This window comes from Natronorubrum thiooxidans (assembly GCF_900156475.1).
Taxonomy (GTDB): Archaea; Halobacteriota; Halobacteria; order Halobacteriales; family Natrialbaceae; genus Natronorubrum; species Natronorubrum thiooxidans.
This window is the reverse complement of sequence record NZ_FTNR01000002.1, coordinates 84,401-105,343: the sequence shown is the minus strand read 5'-3', so window position 1 is coordinate 105,343 and position 20,943 is coordinate 84,401. Positions and strand designations below refer to the sequence as shown.

24 protein-coding genes are annotated in these 20,943 nt (G+C 63.0%); 16 read left to right on the top strand and 8 right to left on the bottom strand.

Features of this window, described 5'->3' with window-relative positions; genetic code table 11:
* The first annotated feature begins 56 nt into the window (after positions 1 to 56).
* Positions 57 to 1,487 (top strand): aryl-sulfate sulfotransferase, encoded by a 1,431-nt coding sequence (locus BW940_RS03595; RefSeq protein ID WP_076608113.1) that lies wholly within the window; start codon positions 57 to 59, stop codon positions 1,485 to 1,487.
* Positions 1,488 to 1,517: 30 nt separating this feature from the next.
* Here BW940_RS03595 and BW940_RS03590 read toward each other — a convergent pair whose 3' ends face one another.
* On the bottom strand, positions 1,518 to 2,045 hold the full coding sequence (locus BW940_RS03590) for a DedA family protein (RefSeq protein WP_076607826.1): 528 nt from the start codon (positions 2,043 to 2,045) through the stop codon (positions 1,518 to 1,520).
* 160 nt (positions 2,046 to 2,205) lie between these two features.
* Between BW940_RS03590 and BW940_RS03585 the strand changes: the two genes are divergently transcribed.
* On the top strand, positions 2,206 to 2,658 hold the full coding sequence (locus tag BW940_RS03585; RefSeq protein WP_076607825.1) for a metal-dependent hydrolase: 453 nt from the start codon (positions 2,206 to 2,208) through the stop codon (positions 2,656 to 2,658).
* Between the two features lie 38 nt (positions 2,659 to 2,696).
* On the opposite strand, the gene BW940_RS03580 is transcribed toward BW940_RS03585, so the two are convergent.
* Positions 2,697 to 3,194, bottom strand: a complete 498-nt coding sequence (locus tag BW940_RS03580) for a metal-dependent hydrolase (RefSeq protein ID WP_076607824.1) — start codon at positions 3,192 to 3,194, stop codon at positions 2,697 to 2,699.
* A gap of 64 nt (positions 3,195 to 3,258) precedes the next feature.
* Positions 3,259 to 4,293: a lysylphosphatidylglycerol synthase transmembrane domain-containing protein gene (locus BW940_RS03575; RefSeq protein ID WP_076607823.1), complete on the bottom strand. Its 1,035-nt coding sequence runs from the start codon at positions 4,291 to 4,293 to the stop codon at positions 3,259 to 3,261.
* A 182-nt stretch (positions 4,294 to 4,475) separates the two neighbouring features.
* On the opposite strand from BW940_RS03575, the gene BW940_RS03570 reads away from it, so the two are divergent.
* The 4 genes from BW940_RS03570 (at position 4,476) to BW940_RS03555 (ending at position 9,202) form a co-directional block, all read left to right on the top strand.
* Complete coding sequence (locus tag BW940_RS03570) at positions 4,476 to 6,050, top strand: sulfatase (RefSeq protein WP_076607822.1); 1,575 nt, start codon at positions 4,476 to 4,478, stop codon at positions 6,048 to 6,050.
* A 123-nt stretch (positions 6,051 to 6,173) separates the two neighbouring features.
* The gene (locus BW940_RS03565) at positions 6,174 to 7,031 is read left to right on the top strand and encodes a hypothetical protein (protein ID WP_076607821.1); all 858 of its coding nucleotides are present in this window, start codon (positions 6,174 to 6,176) and stop codon (positions 7,029 to 7,031) included.
* Positions 7,032 to 7,111: 80 nt separating this feature from the next.
* Positions 7,112 to 8,095 carry a glycosyltransferase family 4 protein gene (locus BW940_RS03560; protein WP_076607820.1) on the top strand — a complete coding sequence of 328 codons (984 nt, stop codon included), beginning with the start codon at positions 7,112 to 7,114 and terminating at the stop codon, positions 8,093 to 8,095.
* A complete protein-coding gene (locus tag BW940_RS03555) occupies positions 8,096 to 9,202 on the top strand; it encodes a glycosyltransferase (protein WP_076607819.1) in 1,107 nt (368 codons plus the stop codon).
* A 1,363-nt stretch (positions 9,203 to 10,565) separates the two neighbouring features.
* On the opposite strand, the gene BW940_RS03545 is transcribed toward BW940_RS03555, so the two are convergent.
* From BW940_RS03545 to BW940_RS03535, 3 genes are read right to left on the bottom strand one after another with little or no spacing between them, the layout of a single operon-like run.
* Positions 10,566 to 11,432 carry an FAD binding domain-containing protein gene (locus BW940_RS03545; RefSeq protein ID WP_076607817.1) on the bottom strand — a complete coding sequence of 289 codons (867 nt, stop codon included), beginning with the start codon at positions 11,430 to 11,432 and terminating at the stop codon, positions 10,566 to 10,568.
* Positions 11,432 to 13,804, bottom strand: a complete 2,373-nt coding sequence (locus tag BW940_RS03540) for a xanthine dehydrogenase family protein molybdopterin-binding subunit (protein WP_076607816.1) — start codon at positions 13,802 to 13,804, stop codon at positions 11,432 to 11,434. Before BW940_RS03540 ends, BW940_RS03545 begins: the two co-directional genes overlap by 1 nt.
* Positions 13,797 to 14,279, bottom strand: coding sequence for a (2Fe-2S)-binding protein (locus BW940_RS03535; RefSeq protein ID WP_076607815.1), 483 nt, complete (start codon positions 14,277 to 14,279; stop codon positions 13,797 to 13,799). The genes BW940_RS03540 and BW940_RS03535 overlap by 8 nt, the downstream gene beginning before the upstream one ends.
* A gap of 252 nt (positions 14,280 to 14,531) precedes the next feature.
* On the opposite strand from BW940_RS03535, the gene BW940_RS03530 reads away from it, so the two are divergent.
* The 9 genes from BW940_RS03530 to BW940_RS03490 all read left to right on the top strand — a co-directional run bounded on the left by BW940_RS03530 (position 14,532) and on the right by BW940_RS03490 (position 19,157).
* Positions 14,532 to 15,377 (top strand): GNAT family N-acetyltransferase, encoded by an 846-nt coding sequence (locus BW940_RS03530; protein WP_076608112.1) that lies wholly within the window; start codon positions 14,532 to 14,534, stop codon positions 15,375 to 15,377.
* A 30-nt stretch (positions 15,378 to 15,407) separates the two neighbouring features.
* The gene (locus BW940_RS03525; protein WP_076607814.1) at positions 15,408 to 15,794 is read left to right on the top strand and encodes a hypothetical protein; all 387 of its coding nucleotides are present in this window, start codon (positions 15,408 to 15,410) and stop codon (positions 15,792 to 15,794) included.
* A 118-nt stretch (positions 15,795 to 15,912) separates the two neighbouring features.
* Positions 15,913 to 16,263, top strand: coding sequence for a hypothetical protein (locus BW940_RS03520; RefSeq protein ID WP_076607813.1), 351 nt, complete (start codon positions 15,913 to 15,915; stop codon positions 16,261 to 16,263).
* Between the two features lie 130 nt (positions 16,264 to 16,393).
* Positions 16,394 to 16,684 (top strand): ubiquitin-like small modifier protein 1, encoded by a 291-nt coding sequence (locus BW940_RS03515; protein WP_076607812.1) that lies wholly within the window; start codon positions 16,394 to 16,396, stop codon positions 16,682 to 16,684.
* A gap of 109 nt (positions 16,685 to 16,793) precedes the next feature.
* A complete protein-coding gene (locus BW940_RS03510) occupies positions 16,794 to 17,570 on the top strand; it encodes an AzlC family ABC transporter permease (RefSeq protein ID WP_076607811.1) in 777 nt (258 codons plus the stop codon).
* Positions 17,560 to 17,907 (top strand): AzlD family protein, encoded by a 348-nt coding sequence (locus tag BW940_RS03505; protein WP_076607810.1) that lies wholly within the window; start codon positions 17,560 to 17,562, stop codon positions 17,905 to 17,907. Before BW940_RS03510 ends, BW940_RS03505 begins: the two co-directional genes overlap by 11 nt.
* 61 nt (positions 17,908 to 17,968) lie before the next feature.
* Complete coding sequence (locus BW940_RS03500; protein ID WP_076607809.1) at positions 17,969 to 18,229, top strand: hypothetical protein; 261 nt, start codon at positions 17,969 to 17,971, stop codon at positions 18,227 to 18,229.
* A complete protein-coding gene (locus tag BW940_RS03495; RefSeq protein ID WP_076607808.1) occupies positions 18,230 to 18,610 on the top strand; it encodes a hypothetical protein in 381 nt (126 codons plus the stop codon).
* A gap of 94 nt (positions 18,611 to 18,704) precedes the next feature.
* Entirely contained in the window at positions 18,705 to 19,157 is a 453-nt protein-coding gene (locus BW940_RS03490; protein ID WP_076607807.1) for a pyridoxamine 5'-phosphate oxidase family protein, read from the top strand.
* Positions 19,158 to 19,203: 46 nt separating this feature from the next.
* Here BW940_RS03490 and BW940_RS03485 read toward each other — a convergent pair whose 3' ends face one another.
* Together BW940_RS03485 and BW940_RS03480 are read right to left on the bottom strand one after the other, a co-directional pair.
* A complete protein-coding gene (locus BW940_RS03485; protein WP_076607806.1) occupies positions 19,204 to 19,353 on the bottom strand; it encodes a DUF7560 family zinc ribbon protein in 150 nt (49 codons plus the stop codon).
* A gap of 270 nt (positions 19,354 to 19,623) precedes the next feature.
* The gene (locus BW940_RS03480; RefSeq protein WP_076607805.1) at positions 19,624 to 20,289 is read right to left on the bottom strand and encodes a helix-turn-helix domain-containing protein; all 666 of its coding nucleotides are present in this window, start codon (positions 20,287 to 20,289) and stop codon (positions 19,624 to 19,626) included.
* Between the two features lie 266 nt (positions 20,290 to 20,555).
* Here BW940_RS03480 and BW940_RS03475 point away from each other — a divergent pair, with 266 nt between their 5' ends.
* Positions 20,556 to 20,939: a winged helix-turn-helix domain-containing protein gene (locus BW940_RS03475; RefSeq protein ID WP_076607804.1), complete on the top strand. Its 384-nt coding sequence runs from the start codon at positions 20,556 to 20,558 to the stop codon at positions 20,937 to 20,939.
* Positions 20,940 to 20,943 lie beyond the last annotated feature (4 nt).

The window sequence follows — 20,943 nt, the reverse complement described above, 5'->3', positions numbered from 1 at the left end:
CATATGTCGAACTCAACAGTCTCCTCCGCGTCAACTCGCTCGTGGGTGAACGCCCCGTGACCGACCGCGTTCGCCCGTCGCTTGCGCGGCTTCGCTCGACAATCTCGCGGAACCGACTCCGAATCGTATTCGTCGCGATACTGCTCGTATCGGCTGCGGCCGTCGTCAGTGCGTCGTCGAACGACGGTCTCTCGACGGCGTCCGAATCGGACGTGCCGACCGCCCCGGAGACCGAAAATCACACGGTCATCACTGAATCGGGCCGTGCCGGGACGATCACCGCCTACGCGCCCGATGGCGAGGTGATCTACTACAACAACACGCGCACGAAGTACTTCGACGTCGATCCTGTCGAAGACGATCCGATGACCATCGAGTACGTGGCCACGGACACCGTTCACTCCGAAGGACCGACGTGTAGCGATCCACCGTGTGCGAGAAACGTCCTCGAGCGCGTCGACCTCGAGACCGGTGAGGTCGAGGTGCTCTACGAACGGTACGATTACAAAGAGACCGCGGGCGAGTGGCACGACTCGACGCGGATCGACGACGAGCGCGTGGCGATCGCCGACATCGTCGCGGATCAAGTGTTCATCGTGAACACCGAAACGGAGGTCGTCGAGTGGCTCTGGGATGCCCAGAGCGACTTCCCCGTCGAGGAGGCCGGCCCGTATCCAGAAGACTGGGCCCACATCAACGACGTCTCGTACATCGAAGCCGAGGGCGATCCGAACGACGGCCGGATCATGGTCAGTCTGCGAAACCAGGATCAGGTCGTCTTCATCGATCAAGAAGACGGGCTGGTCGACGACTGGACGCTCGGCAGCGAGAACGACTACGACGTCCAGTACGAACAGCACAACCCGGACTACATCCCCGAATCGCAGGGCGGCCCGGCCGTCGTCGTCGCCGACTCGGAGAACGGACGCGTCCAAGAGTTCCAGCGCGAGGGCGGTGCGGACGGCGAGTGGACCCGCAGTTGGGAGTGGGAAGACGACCAGATTCAGTGGCCGAGAGACGCCGACCGCCTGCCCAACGGGAACACGCTCATCGCCGACTCCCACGGCAACCGCGTGATGGAGGTCGACCAATCCGGCGAGATCGTGTGGGAAGTCGGCTCGACGCTCCCCTACGAGGCGGAACGCTTAGAGACCGGCGAGGAAAGCGAGGGCGGCCAGAGCGCGGCCGAACTCGGCCTCGAGTCTCGCACGGAAGCCGATAGTGGCGGCGGTGGCGGCGGAGCCAGCGACAGCGGCTTCGGCGTCAACCCGCTCGAGTTCTTCGGCGACCTCCTCGAGGAACTCCTCCCGCATCGCGTGTATAACGGCCTGCTGTACGCGACGCCGATCTGGATGGGATCGGCCGAGTTCGCGGCGATCGCTATCGGCCTCCTGACTGGGTTGATATGGGCTGGCGCGGAGCTCAGGTGGCAACTCCGCGATGCCGGCATTCGGTTCCGGCTGCCGGTCTATCGGCGAGACGACTGAACTCGGCTGCGGTCCCAAACCGTGGTGTGATTATCCGAAGACGAGCAGATGCCCACCGAGGAGGTAGAGCCCGGTGAGGATCGACTGGAACGACAGCGAGCCGATCGCCGACAGGGCGACGAACGACCGCGCGTCCATCTCCGAGAGGCCGGCCGGAACGGTCAACAGCCCGCGGACGAACAGCATCGTGTTGCTGCCGGCGACGGCGATCGCCCCCCAACGATCGAACCAGCCGTCGAACCGCTCGAGTCGCGATTCCGTGACCGGGAACCACCGCTTCTGGAGCACGTACTCCCGGCCAGCACGACGAACGAGAACGAACAGCACGGCCTGCCCGATCGTCGTGCCGACGACCGCGATGGCGACGATCGTGACCAGTTCGGGCATCGACGAGCCGATCAACGCTAACGCGCCCGGCACGACGAGTTCGCTCGGCATGAACCGCAACATCATCGCGCCCTCGAGGATGCAGATCCCGAACAGGACGAGCAAGGCGAGTTCCGACGTTAGCATCGACTCGAGCCAGGAGGGCATTTCCTCGAGTTGCAGCAGCACCATTAGTGGATAGTCAATGGACTCGAGTGTAAGTGTTGGTGTCAACCGCGGTAACGAACGCCACGCGACGGCTCGAGGGACCGAGGACGAACGCGCCACGGGGCCGCAAACCGGGCGATAGCAGCCACAAACTACGTCGAGGCGTCGGTCGAACGTGACCGCGATGGAGGGAGTACGGATGCTGTATCTCGCGGGGGCGTTCGCGACCCATGCCGTCGTCGGGTACGCCCTCGTTCGGGCGTTCACCGACGCCGATCCGCGGCTCGGAGTCGTCCTCGGTGTGTGTCCGGACGCGGACTTTTTGTTCCCCGCAGCGTGGAACTGGCCGCTAGTTCACCGCGGGCTCACCCACACGCCGCTTTTCGCACTGGGGATCGTTGCCGGTGCGTACGCGATCCGACGGGAACGAGCGGTCCCAATCGCCGTCGGGCTGGCGATGGGGTCACACCTCGCGATCGACTCGCTTTCGTCGACGGGGATCGCCTGGCTGTTCCCGCTCGAGACGACGTGGGGTCCCGGACTCGCCGTTCATGGACTGAGCGCGACGATCCTGCTGTGGACGCTATCGCTCGGGGTGCTCGCGTGGCGGACGGACGTGCTGTCTCGGGCCCAATAACGGACGCCTCGAGCGATCGACGGTCGAATGCCGTCCGATCAGCCGCCGGAGGCGAACACGGTCGACAGGCCGACCGCGAGCAGCAGCGATGCGCCCAGTGCGGCCGTCCCGACAAGCAGGACGGCCCGGTTGATGCGGCTGTTCTTGGATTTGAACCAGTTGAGCGTCACATGATAGCTCGAGAGGGGCGCGAAGGGGCTGATTCCCATCGGTGTCACGATGTCGCCCGCGAGGTGGGCGAGAATGCCGGCGGTGCCGACGACGAAGCCAAACTGAAACGCCTGCGGCATCGCGGGCACGAGAACTGTGGCACCGGCGCCGGAGAGCAGTCCAACGAAGACCGCAAACCAGATCGTATGCGTCGGCCCGCGGTGGCGAAGCCACGGCAGCGGCTCGTCGACATCCGGCAGGTTCGCCACGCCGACGGCAATCACTGCACCCAATAGCGCGAGCTTGAGCGACCAGTAGTAGCTCACGGGCGGGACGAACGGGGCGTACAACAGCGCGTTGAATCCGGCGTGGCCTCCCCGATACATGACGCGTAGTGTACGTCTCCGTGACGGACGAGAATCAACTTCTCGGTCGACATCGCTCGAGCAGTCACCGGAGCGTGCGGACGCCGAAGGCCGACACCGACACGCCGCCGATCAGCACCGGCATCCAGTAGATCGCGCCGCGGAAAATGAGGACAGCCGCAGTAACAGCCGACGCCTCGACGCCGGTCGTCGGCACGAGCAGCGTCACGAACGCGGCTTCGATCCCGCCGAGGCCGCCCGGAAGCGGCGCAGCCCCGGCGAGGTTGGCCAGTGGAATCACGAACAACAGGACGTACGGCGGCACGCTGTAGCCGAGGGCGGCGAACGCTGCCATGAGTGCAGCCGTCTGGAAGAGCCAACCGGCCAGTGAGAGGCCGACCACGGCGACGAGCCGCCAGCGATCGACCGCGACGCGTTCGATGTTCTCGAAGAACCGCTGCAACCGGTCCGCAAGATCTGCTTCCAGCGTTTGTGAGTCGAATCGCTCGAGTCCGAGTCGCTCAAGTCCGAGTCGCTCGAGTCGCGGGGCAACGATGGCGGGGAGGCGGTCGATAATCGTCCCGTGATACCGCCAGATGAGGCCGATAACGAGGACAACTGCGGAGATCAGCACGACAGCCGAACTGACGGCCGTCTCGAGGCGTTCACCGATGGCGGCCGTCGTCGCGTAGTACGCGACACCGACGAAAATAAGCGAGATGGATGGGACAACGTTGAGAACGTCAACGCTCGCGATGCCGACGAGCCCGGTCTCGTAGCGCGAATCGGAAACTTTCGAGATGAGCAGCGCCGCGACCGGTTCGCCACCGGCCTGCCCGAACGGCGTGACGTTGTTCGCGAACACGGCTCCGGAGTAAACGAAAAACGCCTTCGCAACCGGGATGGTGACGCCGAGCGTGACGAGGACGGTCCGGAGCATCAAACTCCAGGCGGCGAGCCAACAGATCGCGAGCGCGAACGTCACGGCGACCAGCGACGGGTCTGCCGACAGCAGCGAGTCGACGACGCGTCTCGCGCCGACGACGAAAAGGAGGACGGCAAAGACCGCAATCGTCCCGAAGGCGCCGAGGAGAAAGGCGCGCCGGTTTCGAGTATCCATGGCGAATATGAATCGTTAGCGAACTTGAAACGTCTGGTTGCTGCCAGCGAGAGTGGGTATCGATGGCCTGTTTCGCCCGTTACTCGAGGCAACTCCCTCGGCCCGTGGTGGACGAGGAATGTAGAATGGTAACACGGAACAGTTAACTCATTTTATCTGGATGGACCTAGTTGGCACCAGTAATGGACGAAACTCGGCAGTCGAACGTCCTCTTCGTCGTTCTGGATACGGTTCGGAAGGATCACCTCGGTCCGTACGGATACGAACGGGAGACGACGCCCGAACTCTCGCGGTTTGCGCGGGAGGCGACCGTCTTCGAGTCGGCGGTCGCGCCCGCACCGTGGACGCTGCCGGTCCACGCCTCGCTGTTTACCGGGCGCTACCCGAGTCAGCACGGGGCCGATCAGGGGAGTCCGTACCTCGACGATGACGTGACCCTCGCGTCGGTCTTGTCGGCGGCCGGCTACGATACGGCGTGTTACTCCTCGAACGCGTGGATCACGCCTTACACTGGCCTTACCGAGGGCTTTGATGCTCAGGACTCGTTTTTCGAGGTGCTGCCCGGCGACGTCTTCTCGGGCCCGCTTGCGAGCGCGTGGCAGGCAGTCAACGACAACGACTACCTCCGCGAACTCGCGTCGAAACTCGTTCACCTCGGCGCGATGGCCCACGCCAAACTCGCCAGCGGTGAGGGTGCCGACTCGAAGACGCCCTCGGTCATCGACCGCACGAAGTCCTTCATCGACGACAGCGACAGCGACGAGGGTTGGTTCGCGTTCATCAACCTGATGGACGCGCACCTGCCGTACTACCCGCCCGAGGAGTACCGCGAGGCGTTCGCCCCCGGCGTCGATCCGGACGACGTCTGCCAGAATTCGAAGGAGTACAACTCCGGCGCACGAGACATCGACGACGAGGAGTGGGATGCCATCCGCGGGCTCTACGATGCCGAGATCGCCCACATGGACGCCGAGCTCGGCCGCCTGTTCGACTGGCTGCGCGAAACGGGGCAATGGGAAGAGACGACCGTCGTCGTTGCGGCCGATCACGGCGAACTCCACGGCGAACACGACCTCTACGGCCACGAGTTCGCCCTCTACGACCAGCTCATCAACGTTCCGCTGCTGGTGAAACATCCCGATCTCGAGGCCGACCGTCGCGACGACCTCGTCGAGTTGCTCGATCTCTACCACACGACACTCGACGCGCTGGACGTCGATCCTGACACAGTCGGACAGTTCGGTGATAGTGCCGTTTCTCGCGATTCGACGCGGTCGCTGCTCGCCGACGAGTACCGTACTTTCGGGGGGGCCACAGATCCCGACGCTGGACAACGGGCCGTCCTCGAGGGCGAGGACACAGCCGATGACTACGCGTTCGTCGAGTACGCCCAGCCGGTCATCGAACTCCACCACCTAGAACAGAAAGCGAGCGAGGCCGGCATCGACCTCTCGGATGACCATCGCGCGTACTCGCGGCTGCGCGCAGCCCGCAGCACGGACGCCAAGTACGTCCGCGCAGACCGAATTTCCGACGAGGGATACCGACTCGACGACGACCCCGCAGAGCGGTCACCGGTCGACCCGACCGACGACGACGTCGTCGCCGCAACCGAACGGGCACTCGCCCGCTTCGAGGAGCACGCCGGCGGTGCGTGGGACGATCCGTCCGAGACCGACGCGGACGAGGCCGACGCGCTGGCCGAAGCCGACGAGGAGACCCGCGACCGACTTCGGGAACTCGGCTACCTCGAGTAAGGTCTCGGGTCGACGGGTGACCGCCAACGCGGCCGCGTCGGCTCGACGCGCGTCGGACAGCCACAGAGAAAGTCCAAAAACCAATAAGCATACGTAGGGAGACTCGAAAGGTATCGCCAATTAATGCAGGACCAGCATTTCCTCGAGTCGGAGTGGGACTACTGTCTGGTGCTGGATGCGTGCCGATACGACGTATTCAGCGAGGTCTACGACGACTACCTCGACGGGACGCTGGAAAAGCGCTGGAGCACCGGCTCGTCGACGCCGGAGTGGGCCTACCGGACGTTTACCGGCGATCACGACATCGCGTACTTTTCGGGGAACCCCTTCATCAACGACCTCGGAATTCCGCTGAACGAACTCAAGTGGGGGGCCAGTTGCGACTACGAATGGACGGCCTCCGACCACATCAGCAACGTCTTCGACGTCTGGAAAAGCGGCTGGGACGACGACCTCGGTACGGTTCCACCGGAGGGACTGACGGAGGCGTTTTACGACCATCAAGCCGCCGTCAAGGAGGCCGATCGGACGGTCCTCCACTACATGCAACCTCATGCCCCCTACCTCGCCCGCGGCAAGGGCCAGAAGCTCAAACAGATCCAGAAAGGGATTCGGAAACAGGAAGAAGCCGAGGAAAGCGGAGACAACGGCGGTGCACTCGCTTCGCTCGGCGATACGCTCCGCCCGAAAGTCGAAGACAAACTCGAGGGCAGCGAACTCGCCCAGAAGGCAGGCCTCTGGCTCGAACTCGATCCCACCGACGTCGTCACGAACGGCACCCGCGAGGCGGCGATGGCACTCTACGAGGAGAACCTGCGAATCGCCCTCGAGTCCGTCGCCGAACTGGTCGAGAAACTGGACGGCCGAGTCATTGTGACGGCCGACCACGGGGAAGCCTTCGGCGAGGAGGGCGTCTGGGAACACCACATCGAGACACACATTTCGCCGCTCATGGAGGTCCCGTGGCTCGAAGTCGAGTAAGGGGTCGCTGCCACACCCGGCGTTCGCTACCGGTCCGGCCGTATCGTGTCACCAACGGAACTCGCGACTAACCCACTCGGATGGAGATCAGCCACTACTTCGAATTCGAGGACCACGTCACCGGCGGCATTCGTGAATCCGTCGTCCACCAGCGGAAAATGCTGAACCGACTCGACCTGCAGTACACGACCGAACCGGACCTCGACGCCGACATCTTTCACTGTAATCTCATGGGACCGCGGTCGGTCTGGTACGCAAAACGAGCACGCGCACGCGACATCCCGGTCGTCGCGAACACGCACGTGACCGCCGAAGACTTCGGCGACAGCTTTCGGTTCACGAACACCCTCGCGAAGCCGCTCAAGCCGTATCTCGAGCGAGCCTACGGACTGGCCGACGCGCTTGTCTGTCCCTCCGCGTATAATCAGGGACTGATCGAGACCTACACGGACACGCCGACGACAGTGATCTCGAACGGCGTCGATCGCGAGAAACTCGTCGGGTTCGACGCGCTCGAGGACGAGTACCGCGAACGATACGACCTCGAGTCGCCGACCGTCTTCCTCGTCGGCCACGTCATCAAGCGCAAGGGACTCGAAACGTTCGTCGAACTGGCCCGTCGGCTGCCCGACGTCGATTTCGCCTGGTTCGGCCCGCTGGATCTCTCCCTGAAAGGGCGGGAGACGACGGCGCTGATCGAAGACGCACCCGAAAACTGCACGTTCACCGGCTACGTCGACGACATCCGCGGTGCGTACGCGGCCGGCGACATCTTCTGTTTCCCCACCCACGAGGAAAACGAGGGCATCGCGCTGCTCGAGGCGATGACCGCCGGGAAACCCCTCCTCGTCCGCGACATCGAGACGTTCTCGTGGCTCGAGGATGGCGAGGACTGTCTGAAAGTGTCGGGGTCGGGTGTGGACGGGTTCGAAGCGGCCCTCGAGCGGCTCACAGACCCGGAACTCAGGCGTCGACTCGGATCGAACGCGGCCGCTCGAAGCGAGGACTTCTCGCTCGAGGCGGTCACAGACCAGTATCGATCGCTGTACGAGGAGGTGATCTGAATGAAAATTGGATTCTTCACAGACAGTTACTTCCCCGAGATCGATGGTGTAACGTATACGATCAAACTCTGGCGCGAGGAATTAGAGCGGAAAGGCCACGAGGTCTACGTCGTCTACCCCGACGGTGACTACGAGCCCGGCGACCGCGAGATTCCGGTGCAATCGCTGCCGAACCCGTTCTATGCCGGCTATCGGATCCCGCTTTTCAGACGCCCGTCGACGCTCCCGGACCTCGACGTCGTCCACTGTCACGGTCCTGCACCGGTCGGCATCCTCGGGCGTTACTACGCCAAGAAACACGACCTGCCGACGATCTACACCCACCACACGCCGATCGAGGAGTACTTCCACCAGAGCGTCAAACTCGAGTCGGTCGCAAACGCCCTTTCGAAACTGTACGTTCCGCTGGAAAACGCGTTCCTCGAAAGCTTCGACATTGTGACCGCCTCGACCGGACGGATCGAACGCGACGTCGAACACGTCCAGCTCCCGGTGGGGATCGACATGGAGTTCTTCCAGCCGACCGCAGCGGACTGGTATCCGGATCGAACGGTCATCGGCTACAGCGGGCGGCTCAGTATGGAGAAAAACGTCAGCGAGATCCTGCGCGCCGCCGAAGAGTTGTCCGACTACGACTTCGTCATCGTCGGCGAAGGGCCCTACCGAAACTCCCTCGAGCGCGACGCCCCCGACAACGTCGAGTTGCGACCGTTCCTCCCCCGCGAGGAGTTGCCGATCTTTTACTCGTCGATCGATACCTTCGTCACCGCCTCGACGGCCGACACGCTCGGCCTCTCCACGCTCGAGGCCAACGCCTGCAGGACGCCTGTCGCCGCAGCCGACGCGGCCCCGTTCGACCAGACAATCGACGCGGACAACGGGGAGCGCTTCGCATACGGCGACCTCGAGGCGATGACCGCCGCGATCGAAACGTGTCTCGAGACGGACCGCGACACCCGGACGGCCGTCGACCAGTATGACATCCAGCGCACGCTCGAGCACCTCGAGCACCTTTATCAGAGCGTCCAGACGTCGGCAGATGAGGTGCCGACGACAGCCGACGACGAGTTCGGGTTCTCTGACGATTCTCACTGGTCGTTCAAGTGATGGCTCAGGGTAATATCGAGCGCTTCCAGTGACAACCGAATCCGCTGTCTCGTAACGTTCGTTGCCGCTCATTTTGTTTGGGAGCCCGCAGCGACGGCACGTCGTTGACAGCTCTATTCCTCCATTCGGATACTGCCGGCCAATGACACCGATAGAGACGACTCTGAGAGACCACTTCCGCCGTCCGCGTTCGATCATAGGTCCGCACTGGTCGGTTTGAGCGAAATTCTATATCGCAGTATAGAATTTATTGATGCGAATCCGGCAGGAGACGAAACGGACAGAAGCGGGATAAAGAGACGATTGAGACAGTGGTGACACCGATTTACCACGAAAACATTGTGACCGTGACCCAGAGTCGCAGCTATCGACTTGGTTGCCTCCCGACTGGCACTATCACACAGTTGGGACGACTGCGTCTCGCTTGAGAACGCTAGCGTCGGATATCGACGACGTCACTGGATGCAAAAGTGGTGTGGATCAGTGATACTGCCGGGCAAAACGATTCACGCACCGACCTACGCGAACGAGCATCGCCTTCGGCGACGAGCCATGAGACGCGATCAGGTGGTTACTGACTATTGTCCGGCAGTATGAGATACTGCACTCGTGGCGCGTGCGTTATCTGTCGTCGAACGGGGCCACCTGGAGGTTGATCCGACATCGGTGAGTCCGAACGGCGGTAGCCACTGACAGTCAGTGCATACCCGATCGAACAGCTGTCGTGCGACCGAGTGTAACCATATCAGTCGTTACGATACCCTGTCGGCTGCCGGCCGTCCTCCGATGGGGTTGTACCCCTGCCTTCGCAGTTGAGAAAACCACATTCCACCTGATGAATTACCCAACGTGGCACATCGTCAACGAGAGAGTACCGAGACGATACGGTTTCGGTGACCGACAAGCGACCCATTGTGTTCTTTTCTCTCACAATTCCGAGCCGGAACGTGCACGGACCTCGAGCGACGGGGAACTCACCATCATGATCAGTTGCGAATCCATCCGACACTGATCGGCCTCCAGATCCGGTGTCGCTACCAATCGTTGCTGCATGTCGATCGGGTAACGTTCTTCCGTGATTATTCGGCTCGAGTCGAGCGCTCGAGAACCGATCGGGTGAGTCATCATAACGATCGGCAACGAGCGGCTCTGATAAATCATATATTGCGATATCAAATATGCGATTGCAGCAACTCCCAACGATTCGTCTGAATCGAATCCGTTCGGGGGCGATTCGAACGTATCCCGCAGCGAAACTTAGATCGTGAGAAACAGAGCGCAACACACCGGCAACCGGTGTCAAGGACGACTCGAGCCGACCGCTTGTACGCGTGACGGCATCCAGCGGTTCAGCGCAGGACGATTACTCGCCGTCGACACCGAGGACGTCCCGAAGGGCTCGTTCGGTGTAGACCGACAGCAGGTGACGACAGTACGTCGGCGACGCTTGCACGTCCGGTCGGAACTCGTCGTCGCCGAGCGACGTCGCCTGTTCTGCTGCGGCCGTAATCGTGTCCGCCTCGAGCGATTCGCCCTCGAGTGCGTCTTCGACAGCGGCCAACCGCTTGGGATGGGCGAGGTTGCCCGTTGCAGCGACGCGAACGCGCTCGATCGTCTCGCCGTCGGTCTGTGCCCACGCTCCAACCCCAATCAGCGGATAGCCTGAGAGGGGGTTGCGGTGTTTGTGATACGTACTCGAGGCGTCGTCCTCGAGCGGAACCCGAAGCGCAGTCACGACTTCCTGCTCCCCGACGGCGGTCTCGAAGTGGCCGGTAAAGAGGTCGGCGGCGTCGATCGAGCGGTCGCCGTCGGGGCCCGTCACGTCGAGCGAGCCGCCGAGTGCGAGGACGGCAGCGGGGTGGTCGGTTCGGGCGTCGCCGTGGGCGAGGTTGCCGCCGATGGTGCCCCCGTTTCGGACCTGAATGTCGCCGACTTCGCCCGCAGCGTCGGCAAGCGCTGGCGCGTGTTCCCGAACGAGTTCTGACTCGGCGAGTTCCGCGTGGGTCACGAGCGCGCCCACCGAGAGGTCGCCGTCGATATGTTCGATACTCGAGAGCCCGTCGACTGCGTTCATGTCGACGAGCGCTGGCGGGGCCTCCTCACCGGTCCGCATTCGGGGGAGCAAGCCGTGTGAGCCGGCGAGCAGTTCGGCCCCCTCGTGGTCGCCAAGCAGGTCGACGGCCTCGTCGACGCTTTCGGCGCGGTAGTACTCGAAATCGTTCGCGTACATCACTCCTCGCCCCCCATGGCCTGCCAGACCGTTTCTGGTGTGATCGGCATATCGAGGTGGTCGACGTCGAATGGCTCGAGGGCGTCGACGACGGCGGAGACGACGGTCGGAGCGGCAGCGATGGTCGCCGACTCGCCGACGCCTTTGACGCCGATGGGATTGTGCGGGCTGGGCGTGACCGTGTGGTCGGTCTCGAAGTCCGGCACGTACGTCGAGTGTGGGACGGCGTACTCGTCCATCCGGCGGGTCAGGAGGTGGCCATCGTCGTCGTAGGCGGCCCCCTCATACAGCGCCGCGCCGATCCCCTGGGCGATCCCGCCGTGGACCTGCCCCTCGACGATCATCGGGTTGATGATCTCGCCACAGTCGTCGACGGCGACGTAGCGCTCGAGGTCGATCTCACCCGTTTCGGGTTGAATTTCGACGACGGCGACGTGCGTGCCGAAGGGGAACGTGAAGTTCTCCGGGTCGTAGAAGTTCGTCGCCTCGAGCCCGGGATCCATCTCCTCGGGGAGATCGTGGCCGAGATACGCCTCGGCGGCGATCTCTTGGATGTGATAGGAGCGGTCGGGTGCACCCGCGACGTGGAACTCGCCGTCGTCGAACTCGATGTCGTCGACGCTGGCCTCGAGCTGGTGGGCGGCGATCTCGCGGGCTTTCTCGCGGACCTCGCGTGCGCCGCGGGCGATGGCCCCGCCGCCGACGGAGGCGCTTCGGCTGCCGTAGGTTCCCAACCCCTGTGGGATCTGGTCAGTGTCGCCTTCGACGACGTCGATAGCGTCGACGTCGACGCCGAGTTCCTCGGCGGCGATCTGGGCGAACGTCGTCCGGTGGCCCTGTCCCTGATCGGCCGTGCCGACGAGGACCGTGACGGTTCCCGTCGAGTCGAAGCGCACGATCGAACTCTCCCAGCCGCCGGCCTGCGCGCCGAGGTCGCCGGCGAGTCCCGACGGCGAGAGCCCGGCCGATTCGACGAAGTTGGCGACACCGATGCCGAGATAGCGGCCTTCCTCGCGGAGTTCGGCCTGTCGCTCCCGGAGGTCGTCGTAGCCGACGTGCTCGAGTGCCGTGTCCATCGCCCGCTCGTACTCGCCGCTGTCGTAGACGACGGCCGCGGCGGTCTCGTAGGGGAACTCGTCGGGCGGGACGAGGTTCGTCCGCCGGAGTTCGGCAGGGTCCATCTCGAGTTCCCGCGCGGCGACGTCCATGAGCCGTTCGATCACGTAGATCCCTTCCGAGCGGCCGGCCCCGCGGTAGGCGTCGACCGGCGTCGTGTTGGTGAACGCGCCGATGACTCGACAGTGGATGGCCGGAATTGCGTACTCGCCGGAGAGGATCGTCGCGTACAGATACGACGGTGTCGCGGTGGCGAACTGCGAGAGCTGTGCGCCCAGTCCAGCGTGGGTTTCGACGCGAATCCCGCGGACGGTGCCGTCGTCGTCGACGGCGATTTCGGCGCTCGTCGTGTGGTCGCGACCGTGGCAGTCGGTGACGTAGCCTTCCATCCGGCTGGCTTTCCACTTGACCGGCCGGCCGAGTTGCATCGAACACCAGGCCGTGACGGCCTCGTCGGGGTAGTGGTAGATCTTACTCCCGAAGCCGCCGCCGACTTCGGGGGCGATCACCTGGATCTTGTTCTCCGGAACCCCGAGCGTGCCGGCCGACAACAGCATTCGGTGCAGATGGGGGTTCTGGCTCGTCATCCAGAGGCGCAGTTTCTCGGTCGCGACGTCCCAGTCAGCCAGCGCCGACCGCGGCTCCATCGCGTTCGGAATCAGCCGCGGCTGGCGGAGGTCAACGCTCGCAACCCGGTCGGCGTCGGCGAACGCCTCGTCGACGGCGTCCGCGTCGCCGAGTTCGAAGTCGAAGGCGACGTTGTCCTCGGCCTCCTCGTGGACCGGCGGCACGTCGCGATCGACCGACTCGACGGGGTCCGTGACGTGCTCGAGTGCCTCGTACTCGACGTCGATGGCCTCGAGTGCATCTTGGGCCGCCTGTGGTGTTTCGGCGACGACGGCGGCGATCCCGTCGCCCTCATGGCGGACTTTGTCCACGGCGAGCATGCGATACTGCGGCGTCACCAGTCCGGGCAACATCCAGGCGGTCGGAATGGTGTTCGGGACGCCACTGTCCTCGACATCCGCGCCGGTGTAGACCGCGACGACGTCGTCCATCGCCTCGGCCGCACTCGTATCGACCTCGAGGAGGCGGGCGTGTGCGTGATCGGAGCGACGAATCGCCAGATGTGCCGTCCCTCGAAGCTGGATGTCGTCGGTATAGGTCGCCTCGCCGGTTAGCAGCGGGACGTCCTCGTCACGTTCGATCGGATCGCCGAAGCCGCGTTTGTCCGCTGGCTGATCGCTCTCACTCATGGCTTGCCTCCCGTTGCTCGAGCGTTGCCTCGATCGCGTCGACGATGTTGTGGTAGCCGGTACACCGACAGAGGTTGCCCTCGATCGCCTCGCGGATTTCCTCGCGGGAGGGGTCGTCGGCGTCTTTCAGGTACGTATCCGCCGTCATGAGCATCCCGGGCGTACAGAAGCCACACTGAAGCCCGTGATTCTCCTGGAACTGCTCTTGTAGCGGCGCGAGATCGCCGTTCTCGGCGAGTCCTTCGACGGTTTCGATCTCCGCCCCGTCCGATTGGACGGCAAAGCGCATACAGGATTTGATCGCCTCGCCGTTGACGCGGACAGTACACGCGCCACAGCGAGCGGTTTCACAGCCGACGTTCGCGCCAGTGTAGCCGAGGTCCTCTCGGAGCGCAGTGACGAGCAGCGTGCGCGGCTCGACGGTCAGCTCGTGTTCGGTGCCGTTGACTGACAGCGTAATGTCGTGTTCGGTCATCGATACACCGCTCCGTGAACAAGCGACTCGGCGATGAAAACGCCAGTGGCTACTAACATGATGTGTGTCCACATCTCACAATGTTGGCGCTGAGTAAAAAGATTCGTATCAGTACGGTGTCGTGCGTGGCGGTATCCGACGTTCCGGGCTGCGGTCCAAACGGCAGTGAGGGGCCTCGCGGAGATCCATCGTCGACCGTTGCTTGCGGATACAGTGCCCATACTAATGTCGTTCGTCGGCGGTGGGGCTCGTATGAGCGTTCACCCAACGTTATCGTTCGACACCGAACTCCAGCGAGCGGTCTACGAGTACGTCGAACGAAACGGTGCCGTCGAACCCGACGAACTGGCGCGGTCGATCCAACTCGAGTCGGAGCCAGCCCACTCGAAACCCGCCCGATCGGGGTCGTATACCGAGTCAATCTGTCCCTCGATGGACGACCTCGAGTCCTGTCTCGAGGCGCTGCAGACACAGGGCTATCTGGCCGAATCCGACGGGAAGTTCCGGGTTGCGCTCTCGACGACGCCGATTACTGTCGACCTCGAGGACGGCACAGTAACGATCAGGGCGGCACAGGAGGAAGACCGACGCGGCGTCATCGACACGATGCGTGCGGTCGCACGTGAAGGCACGTACATCGTCGCCGAGAACGTCGCGACCCAACTCGAGGGCGAGTCGGCGCTGGTTCGGGCAAACGAGGACCGCTCGCGAGTCTTTTTCGTCGCGGTGTTCGAGCCGTCGGCCGCGGCCGACGACGAGGACGGAACGGCGGACGACGCCGACGGCGACGCACGCGTCGTCGGCTGGCTCCACATCGATGCCAACGAACTCCCGTCGCTATCCCACACCGCCGAACTCACCGTCGGCGTCGCGGCCGACATGCGCCACGACGGGATCGGCTCGCAGCTCCTCGAGTACGGCCTCGAGTGGGCCAAAAACGCCGGTTATCGGAAGGTGTACCAGAACGTCCCCGCGACCAACGAGGGCGCGATCGAGTTCCTCGAAGCCAACGGCTGGCAACGCGAGGGTGAACACGAGGACCAGTACCGCATCGACGACGCGTTCGTCGACGAAATTATGCTCGCGACATGGCCGTAGTTTCTTGACAATCGGCGGCCTACTCGCGGTATGGACGAAATATCACTCGGCGTGCCGAAACCGGTGCTCGAGCGCTTGCCAGCAGACGACGAGGTTGCCGGTACGGACATGCAAGAGGCAGTCGCTGGCTGGGAACAACGGCTGAACCAGGCGGTCGACGATGCCGACGACGACCGGGAGGCCGCGGCCCGTGTGCTCGAGGCGATCGATCGGTTCGAACAGCGCCACGAAACGTACGACGATCTGGTGCCGGAACTGCGCGCGTGGGGGCAGTCGCCGATCTACGCCATCGCGTGGCGGACACTCTATGCCGACGTGATCGCTCAACTCTACGCCCACGACGACCTCGGTGAGCACCTCGATCGGGAGCGAAACGCACGGCTGGTCGAAGACGGGATTCGGATGCAGGACCTGTAGCGGCCCGACCATGACGGTGTTACGACGACGTTCGTCGGAAGAGACGATCCGAAAGACTGGATCGTGAACTGTGAATATATCCCAAGCGTTCAAATCCCTCGAGTTGATAGAAGACGGTATGGAGTTTGCAGTGTCGCGGGACGGAACGACGCTCATCACCTTACACGGGGGCAGTGATACCACCGCTCGCGATGAAGCTACCGAGCAACTCGCTGCGATCCTCGAGCGGCTCGAGGCTGAAGGCACGATCTCCGCGTGGGAGATCGATGATGCGTCGGTGTACGAACAGCCGACCGCCCCGTTCGATCCGTACACGATCACGCTCGAGTTCTCGATTACCGTGGTCGTCGAGGCCGACGACGCAGATGAAGCGGCGTCGATCGGTGCCAGCGCGATCGACGACGTTCTCGAGCGTGCCGACGTCACCCCGCTTACGTACACCTCCTCGCCAGCGGCGTCCGCGGACTGAGACGGGTTGTCCCTGTGTCCCGGCGCAACCGCACGCGGGATGGCGGTCACGCCGGAACTGATGGACAGTAGACCGTATGACCGGGCGAGCGAGCACCCGAACTTATCACTATTGCCCCCGAGCATCCTGTATGGAGATCGAGTTGCGGTTTTTCGCGACCTTTCGTGAGGCCGTCGGTGAAAAGACACGGACACGTGGGTTCGAGGACGAGGCCACGGTCGGCGACGTGCTCGGCGCTCTCGAGACCGAGTACGAGGGCCTCGAGGGCCAGTTGCTCGAGGACGGCGCGGATGGACTGGCAATCAGACCGCAGTTGAGCGTGCTGAAAAATGGCCGCGACGTGGTCCACATGGCGGGCCCCGAGACGGTACTCGAGGACGGGGATACGCTGTCGGTGTTTCCACCGGTTGCAGGTGGGTGATGGTGCCGACGGGGAACTCCCGTTTTGGAACGCGGGAATCCGACCGCCGGACGGCGATTCCGAGAACGATTTAGGCGACGACGCTCCGAGAGTGACATAGAGCGTTGTGATGGAACAGGAATCGAGCAGGAAGCCCCCTCGAGAGTCGGGCGTGACGACCAGCGAGAAGCCAACGGACCCCACACGGCAATCCGAAAACGAGCCCGTGACGTTCGAGCTATCGGGTATCCGCGCTGGCTTTCTCACCTGCATCCCGATCGCGTTCGGCGTCGCGGGCTATGGGGTCGCGTTCGGCATCCTGGCCAGTCAGGCCGGGCTGAGCGTCGCGGAAGCGACGCTAATGAGTGCGGCGGTGTTCGCTGGTGCCGCACAGATCATCGCGGTCGAACTCTGGGCGGATCCGATTCCGGTTGCCGCACTCGTCGTGACGACGTTCGTCGTCAATTTGCGGTACTCGCTGATGGGAGTGGCGTTACAGCCCTGGATCGGTCGGCTCTCGCCAGCGAAAATCTACAGTAGCCTCTTTCTGATGGCCGACGAGAACTGGGCGCTGACGATGCGTGATCTCAGAGCCGGCAACGGACGCGGTGCGTTCTTGCTCGGCAGCGGCATCGCGCTCTGGCTGTTCTGGGTCGCCTCGACGATCCTCGGGACCGTCGCCGGTGGCTCGATCGGCGATCCGACCCGATACGGCGTCGACTTCATCCTCGTCGCGGTCTTCGTCGCGCTCGTGGCCGAACTCTGGGACGGCCGGTCGACGCTGGTGCCGTGGGTCGTCGCGCTCGGGACGAGCGTCGTCACTGCAGGTGTCCTCCCGGGCCAGTGGTATATCCTGCTTGGCGGACTCACCGCGGCCCTCGTTGAGGTGGTCCGTCATGAGGACTGACCCGCTCGCTTTCGGGACACCGTTCGGCGGGGCGCTCTCGCTCGACCCGCTCGTGATCGCCGTTATCCTCGCGATGGCCGCCGTCACGCTCCTCGCGAAAGTCGGCGGGACCTGGCTCGTCCGCCGAGTCGAGGTGAGCGATCGACTCGAGGCCGGTCTCGACGTCTTGCCCGGCGCGATCGTAATCGCCGTCATCGGGCCTGAGCTTGCGGCCGGCGGTCCCGCGGAGTGGGGTGGTGCGGCGGTCGTGCTGGCCGTGATGTGGCGAGTTGAGAACATCCTGCTGGCGCTGTGTGCCGGTGTCGTCTCCGTCGTGATACTAAGAACCGTCGTGTGACCGCCAGCAGCCCGGATACCGTCATCCTCGACTTTATTGGTGTGGCGGTCGAATTCGACGTATGACAACACACATTGAACGATCTTTTCGCGGCATCTCCGAGCGGCTTACGGCTCGGTATCTGACGAATCTGGGTGGCGAGCAGGTCGCCGACGACACCGTCGAGGGCGACAACTGGACGGCGACGTTCGCTTCGGAGACGGTCGCTATCGGTCCCTCGCTGACGTTGACCGAGATCACGATCGTGTTCGAGGGCGAAACGGAGACCCTCGAGCCACTCGTCGACGAGTTCGCACAGAAGGCGATGCGAGCGGGTGGCTAGATGGCGGGCGAGCCGATCGACGGGCAGGTACTCATCCTCACGGCCGCGAAAGCCAGCGTCCCGCCGTCCCGGCTGCCAGCGCTCGTCGAACGAGCACAGGAAACGCTCGAGCCGGAACTCGAGCGCTACCGTCGCGAGTACGAACGCCTCGCTGTGGACGACGACCGCGAGGTATTCGCCGTGGAGTGGGGCCACTGGTCGTCGATCAGTGAGGAACTCGGCGTTACCGACCGTGAGCTGTCGGCGATCCGCCGTGCCCACGAGGAACAGCTGTTACGGATCGGCCGACGAACCGACCGTGAGGAGACGTTCGAGACGGCACTCGAGATTCGGGAGCCGATCTGTATCGGGATCGATGGAGACGACGGCGGCGACGTGTGAGACGGACTCCTGTACCGATACCGGATGAATAGGGATCCCAGAGTCGATGACAACTATAAAGAGCGTGTTCACCCTTTCTCGATGCACTGAGACGATGGCCATCGATCAGGAGACCGAAATGACTGATGCGGCGATAGATCAGTTCCTCGCTCGTCACGAGACGGGGGTACTGTCGCTTGCACGCACCGACGATCCCTATGCGATTCCGATCTCGTATGGATATGATGACGAGAATCGGGTGTTCTATATGCGGCTCGTATCGACACCGGAAAGCGAGAAACGCCAGTTTCTCGATGCCGCGCCGTCGGCACGGCTCGTTGTCTACGACGAACAGGACTCGAGCTACCGAAGCGTGATCGCGGCGGGAACGCTCGAGAACATCCCACCGGCGGAGCTAACGGCGGAGCAGATCGCCCAGTACGGCGACGCAAGACGACCGCTGTTCGAAATCTGGGCACAGCAAAAAGACGCACTCGATATCGAACTCTATCGACTCACACCGGATTCGCTCAACGGTCGGCGAACGGACGTCGATCGCGAGGAGTAACGACACTAGCGATTGTGTCTCGAACGGGTACCTATCTGTCCGGCGATCAGTTCGTTGGTTGTTCGGCGGCAAAATCCTCGGCGGAGACATCGGCACCACAGACCGGACACCCGTGTGTCAACGTGGCCTCACGCATTGACTCGTTGACTTCGATTGTTTGTCCGCAGTCGGGACAGGTAAATTCGTATCTGCTCATGAGGGGGACGACATTCGTGTGAAACGTTGTGTGTCTACGTGCATAGCTGTGTGTGGAATATATATAGGGTTACGGTTCGGATCCGAAATTCAGTAGTTGTCGAAGGTTTCTTGACCCAGGAGTGGGAGCGACTCGTTGCCACCCATCCCTGTTTCACTCTGGACGAAGGCTACAGTAGCCACAGCTCGTCACTGTACACCCCATTAGAAAGATCACGGACACTGGACTGTCCCACGATCTCAGTGGATGGCCGAGCGGTTACCCCGTCAGTCAGCCCTCGTCGTACTCGAGGATCGAATCGAGCAGTTTCCGCTGTGCGGCCGCGAGATGTTCGGCGAACGTGGTGCTGGCGATCTCGAGTTCGTCGGCGACCTCGCCGGCGTTGGCTCGCTTTGGATGGTCGAAGTAGCCCATCCGATGGGCCGTCTCGAGCACCTCCAGTTGCCGAGCGGTCAGTTCGTTCCGGTCGACGAAGACGAGCTGTTGTTCTGTATGGGCTTGCTCTGACTGCAGCAGTCGCTGCACGTCGAGATTCGAGTACTGGTCCTGCAGGTCACCGATAATCGCCTGTAACGTCTCCATATCCGACGCATGGAACGTCAGAAAGAGCGACGAGCCCCGCGTTCGAACGTCGACCACCGGCGAGTCGTGGCGTTCGATACACTCACAGGGACAGCCACGGCCGAGTTCGCGACTGAATCGATACACGCGACTCGAGCCATACGAAAAGATCGGCGACAGATCGACGTCGGTGTCGAAGGTGTCCGGATACGCCTCGGCCTCGAGCATGAACTCCTCGGAGACACGCGTCGGCGCGTTCGGATTCGTACTCTTCGAGACCGATTGGACACGACCCTGTGCCGCCTCAGCAGCCGCTGTGACGACACAGCTAGCCGGATCGTCGATCGTTATTTCCGCGCGAATCCCCGAGGTCATCAACGACTGTTGGGAGTGGGACCTCCTAAACCCTGTGACGGATACGAGCTATCGTGCCACTCACGATCGCGACACAGCCCATCGCCCGACGGCTCTGCAATGGGGTGTCACCCGGCTTAGTCGTTCCAATAAAAGTCCACCCTCGCCGCGCACGCGACCGGTCTCACCATCGCCTTGAGGCCGAGACTCGACACTGCTTATAAAACACCCTATATTTATTGGGATTCATTTGGAGGGGGCAGGGTCACTCTCTTGGAGTGAACACAATGTCCGCGACAAACTCTACTCCGAAGCGAGGCTGGCTGGCAGATGACCACGCCGTCGACACGGAGGCGGTACTCGCCGCCCTGGACGACACTGCCTGTCGAGCCATCCTCGAGGCGACGAGCGAGGAGTCACTGACCGCGACGGAACTCTCCGAGCAGTGTGAGATTCCGATGTCGACAGCCTATCGCAAGGTGGAGAAACTGACGGATGCCGACCTCGTCGAAGAACGAGTCCGGATCAACACCTCCGGCAAACACGCGACTGAGTACCGCAAGTGTTTCGACGACGTGCTCGTCTCGGTCGATGGCGGCGACGTCACGATCGAAATCACGAAACCCGACGCCGAGGCGGACGCCGGCACCTACGCTGTCGCCGACGACTGATCGA

What these genes read in the sequence shown, in the direction of transcription:
- BW940_RS03500 (WP_076607809.1), top strand. Translation starts at nt 17,969, where the DNA reads ATGACAACACACATTGAACGATCTTTTCGCGGCATCTCCGAGCGGCTT.
- BW940_RS03560 (WP_076607820.1), top strand. Translation starts at nt 7,112, where the DNA reads ATGGAGATCAGCCACTACTTCGAATTCGAGGACCACGTCACCGGCGGC.
- BW940_RS03475 (WP_076607804.1), top strand. Translation starts at nt 20,556, where the DNA reads ATGTCCGCGACAAACTCTACTCCGAAGCGAGGCTGGCTGGCAGATGAC.
- BW940_RS03585 (WP_076607825.1), top strand. Translation starts at nt 2,206, where the DNA reads ATGGAGGGAGTACGGATGCTGTATCTCGCGGGGGCGTTCGCGACCCAT.
- BW940_RS03495 (WP_076607808.1), top strand. Translation starts at nt 18,230, where the DNA reads ATGGCGGGCGAGCCGATCGACGGGCAGGTACTCATCCTCACGGCCGCG.
- BW940_RS03485 (WP_076607806.1), bottom strand. Translation starts at nt 19,353, where the DNA reads ATGAGCAGATACGAATTTACCTGTCCCGACTGCGGACAAACAATCGAA.
- BW940_RS03555 (WP_076607819.1), top strand. Translation starts at nt 8,096, where the DNA reads ATGAAAATTGGATTCTTCACAGACAGTTACTTCCCCGAGATCGATGGT.
- BW940_RS03525 (WP_076607814.1), top strand. Translation starts at nt 15,408, where the DNA reads ATGGACGAAATATCACTCGGCGTGCCGAAACCGGTGCTCGAGCGCTTG.
- BW940_RS03520 (WP_076607813.1), top strand. Translation starts at nt 15,913, where the DNA reads ATGGAGTTTGCAGTGTCGCGGGACGGAACGACGCTCATCACCTTACAC.
- BW940_RS03535 (WP_076607815.1), bottom strand. Translation starts at nt 14,279, where the DNA reads ATGACCGAACACGACATTACGCTGTCAGTCAACGGCACCGAACACGAG.
- BW940_RS03480 (WP_076607805.1), bottom strand. Translation starts at nt 20,289, where the DNA reads ATGACCTCGGGGATTCGCGCGGAAATAACGATCGACGATCCGGCTAGC.
- BW940_RS03590 (WP_076607826.1), bottom strand. Translation starts at nt 2,045, where the DNA reads ATGGTGCTGCTGCAACTCGAGGAAATGCCCTCCTGGCTCGAGTCGATG.
- BW940_RS03575 (WP_076607823.1), bottom strand. Translation starts at nt 4,293, where the DNA reads ATGGATACTCGAAACCGGCGCGCCTTTCTCCTCGGCGCCTTCGGGACG.
- BW940_RS03505 (WP_076607810.1), top strand. Translation starts at nt 17,560, where the DNA reads ATGAGGACTGACCCGCTCGCTTTCGGGACACCGTTCGGCGGGGCGCTC.
- BW940_RS03490 (WP_076607807.1), top strand. Translation starts at nt 18,705, where the DNA reads ATGGCCATCGATCAGGAGACCGAAATGACTGATGCGGCGATAGATCAG.
- BW940_RS03570 (WP_076607822.1), top strand. Translation starts at nt 4,476, where the DNA reads ATGGACGAAACTCGGCAGTCGAACGTCCTCTTCGTCGTTCTGGATACG.
- BW940_RS03545 (WP_076607817.1), bottom strand. Translation starts at nt 11,432, where the DNA reads ATGTACGCGAACGATTTCGAGTACTACCGCGCCGAAAGCGTCGACGAG.
- BW940_RS03565 (WP_076607821.1), top strand. Translation starts at nt 6,174, where the DNA reads ATGCAGGACCAGCATTTCCTCGAGTCGGAGTGGGACTACTGTCTGGTG.
- BW940_RS03510 (WP_076607811.1), top strand. Translation starts at nt 16,794, where the DNA reads ATGGAACAGGAATCGAGCAGGAAGCCCCCTCGAGAGTCGGGCGTGACG.
- BW940_RS03515 (WP_076607812.1), top strand. Translation starts at nt 16,394, where the DNA reads ATGGAGATCGAGTTGCGGTTTTTCGCGACCTTTCGTGAGGCCGTCGGT.
- BW940_RS03530 (WP_076608112.1), top strand. Translation starts at nt 14,532, where the DNA reads ATGAGCGTTCACCCAACGTTATCGTTCGACACCGAACTCCAGCGAGCG.
- BW940_RS03580 (WP_076607824.1), bottom strand. Translation starts at nt 3,194, where the DNA reads ATGTATCGGGGAGGCCACGCCGGATTCAACGCGCTGTTGTACGCCCCG.
- BW940_RS03540 (WP_076607816.1), bottom strand. Translation starts at nt 13,804, where the DNA reads ATGAGTGAGAGCGATCAGCCAGCGGACAAACGCGGCTTCGGCGATCCG.